At 69.9% G+C, this 2,671-nt stretch carries 3 protein-coding genes; all 3 read left to right on the top strand.

Translation table 11 applies throughout. The features are described from left to right. Nucleotides 1-180, top strand: a 180-nt coding sequence (locus VAE46_RS07240; RefSeq protein ID WP_322796253.1) for a methylmalonyl-CoA mutase family protein, incomplete at its 5' end; no start/stop codon positions are given. A gap of 109 nt (nt 181-289) precedes the next feature. Continuing rightward, nucleotides 290-1,321, top strand: a complete 1,032-nt coding sequence (locus tag VAE46_RS07235) for a DDE-type integrase/transposase/recombinase (RefSeq protein WP_322796252.1) — start codon at nt 290-292, stop codon at nt 1,319-1,321. A 148-nt stretch (nt 1,322-1,469) separates the two neighbouring features. After that, a complete protein-coding gene (locus VAE46_RS07230; RefSeq protein ID WP_322796251.1) occupies nt 1,470-2,534 on the top strand; it encodes an IS481 family transposase in 1,065 nt (354 codons plus the stop codon). Nucleotides 2,535-2,671: the final 137 nt, after the last annotated feature.

Genomic DNA, 2,671 nt, shown 5'->3' with positions numbered 1-2,671 from the left:
GAGCGCGACTCCGAGCGCGTGAAGGCGGCGCTCGCCCGCCTGCGCGAGGCCTGCCTCGACGAGAACGTGAACCTCATGCCGCCGATCCTCGAGGCGGTCAAGACGTACGCGACGCTGGGCCAAATCTGCGACGAAATGCGCGCCGTCTTCGGCGAGTACACCCCGCCCGTCGTCGTATAGCCGCAAGCGCAACCCGTGACTGGTTCTTGGTTGGTGGGATAGAAGCAGCGCCTGCCTTCTGGTATGGTTGAGGCGAATAATCGAACACACAGAAGGAGGCGCTGTCGGCATGAGGCTACGACTTCTCGTCCCCGAGGTCAAGCGCGTGGCGGCCGTTCGTCCCGCAGGGTGCCGTTGGTGCGGTAGCCCGCTGCTGCAGCGCCACCAGAGGGTCCCCAAAGCCCTCATCGACACGCAGGTCCAGCGCGTGGAGGCCGTCCGCTACCGGTGCGCGTCGTGCGGGCGCACCTTCCGGCACTATCCGGAAGGGGTGGGCCGCTACCGGCAGAGCGAGCGGCTGATGGCGCTGGCCGCGCTGTTGTGGACGCTGGGGCTCTCCGAGTGGGCGACGAGCGCGGCGCTGGGGGCGCTGGGGGTGCGGCTCCATCGGAGCAGCGTGCATCGGGACCGGCTGCGAGCGGGGGCGCTGCTCCGGCGGCGGGCGACGCTGGGAGGCCGGGTGCGGGTGCTGGGCGCCGATGAGACGGTGGTGCGGGTCCGGGGAGCGGCGCAGTTGGTGGGATTCGTGGTGGATGGCGAAAGTGGCAGGACGGTAGGGGTGGAGGTGCTGGTGGAGCAGGATAGCGCCGCCTTTCGACGCTGGCTGGAGCGGTACACGCAGGCGCTGGGGGTCGAGGTGCTGGTGACGGACGACCTGGCGACCTACCGGCCGGCGAGTCTGGAGCTGGGCGTGCGGCAGCAGGTGTGCGTGGCCCACGTGCGGCGGTGGGTGAGCCGCCGACTGCGGCAGATCGAGGGGTGGGAGGAGGTGAAAGCGCTGCTCCGGGCTTTGGTGCGCGCGTTGCCCGCGGACGGAGGTCGACAGCTCATGGCGTTGGAGCCGAAGGTGCGGCGGGCGCCGCCGCTGCGCAGGCTCGTGGTGGACCTGATTCAGCGCTGGCCCGCGCTGGTCTTCCATCAGGGAAGACCCTGGGTACCGGCCACCAACAACCGGACCGAGCAGGCCATCGGGAAGAGCAAGGTACGGTTCAAGACGGTGCGAGGGTTCAAGAGCGTGACGGGAGCCCTGGCCGGAGTAGCGCTGACCCAGTGGCTCTACAGCGGTGCCGCGCAGCACGACTTGCGGGAGCTGGTCGCGTAGGCGCCAGGGCTGCCTCGGCCGACCCCACCCCCTCGCCACGACTCGCAATCTCGCCACCAACCTCGCAACCCGCCCACCAACGCGGATCAAGACACTGCACTGTGCCCCTCTGAGCTGGTCCAGATAGATCCCGTACACCACACTAGAGATGAGGCGGGGTAGGTATGGAGTGCCTATGCAGGTGTACGGTTCGATCCTCCCAGGGGCGGGGCGGGTGGGGAGGCTGCTCCCCCGCGCCGCCGCAGCCGCGCGAGCGGAACCCTTCCTCACACGCCCGGCGAGGCAACGCCTCCAGATGCTCCAGTGGTACGAGGACCACGGCCAGAACGCCCGCCTGACCTGCCGCCGCTTCGGCGTCAGCCCCGACACCTTCTACCGCTGGCTCCGACGGTACCGCCAGGGCGGCGTCCGCGCCCTCGAGGACCGCAGCCGCCGGCCCCGGCGCGTGCGTCGCCCCACCTGGAGCCGCGAGCTCGCCCTGGCCGTCCTCCACCTCCGAGAGGCCCATCCCCGCTGGGGCAAAGCCAAGCTCGTCGTCCTGTTGCGCCAGCAGGGCTTCACCTGCTCCACCTCCATGGTGGGCCGCATCCTCCGGCGCCTGAAGGACGAGGGCGTGCTCTGGGAGCCCGACCTGCGGGACCCCTGGCTCCCCAGGCGGCCTCAGGTGCGGCCCTACGCCGTGCGCAAGCCGAAGGACTACCGCCCCCGCGCCCCCGGCGACCTGGTCCAGGTGGACACCGCCGACCTGCGCCTTTCGCCCGGCGTCACCTACAAGCACTTCACCGCCCGCGACGTGGTCTCCCGCTGGGACGTGCTCGACGTGGCCCACCGCGCCACCGCCCAGGCGGCCGCCCGCTTCCTGGACACCCTCCAGGAGCGCATGCCCTTCCCGGTGCGGGCCATCCAGGTCGATGGCGGCTCAGAGTTCAAAGCGCAGTTCGAGCAGGCCTGCCGGGAACGGGGCATCCGCCTCTTCGTGCTGCCACCCCGCTCCCCCAAACTCAACGGCTGCGTCGAGCGGGCCCAGCGCACCCATCGAGAGGAGTTCTACCAGGCCCTGGACCCACCGGCGTCCATTGAGGAGCTGCGGCAGAAGCTGAGAGCCTGGGAGACCGTGTATAACACCCAGCGGCCCCACCAGGCCCTCGGCTACCAAACGCCGCTGGCATTCTACCAGCAATGGCTCGCCACCCATGCTCGAGAAAGGAGGTAGGTGTACGGCATGTACCGGACCCGTACACGCCGTTGCGCCTGCGAGCGCCGCATGGTTTCCTGCAGCGGGCAAGACATGCGCAGGTGCGGAGGAGGAACCGTGCTCGGAGTGAAGCGCGTCGATCACGTCAGCATGGC

The sequence above is a fragment of the Tepidiforma sp. genome (assembly GCF_034433535.1).
Classification (GTDB): domain Bacteria; phylum Chloroflexota; class Dehalococcoidia; order Tepidiformales; family Tepidiformaceae; genus Tepidiforma.
The sequence above is the reverse complement of the archived record's forward strand: the minus strand, read 5'-3'. Positions and strand labels throughout refer to the sequence as shown.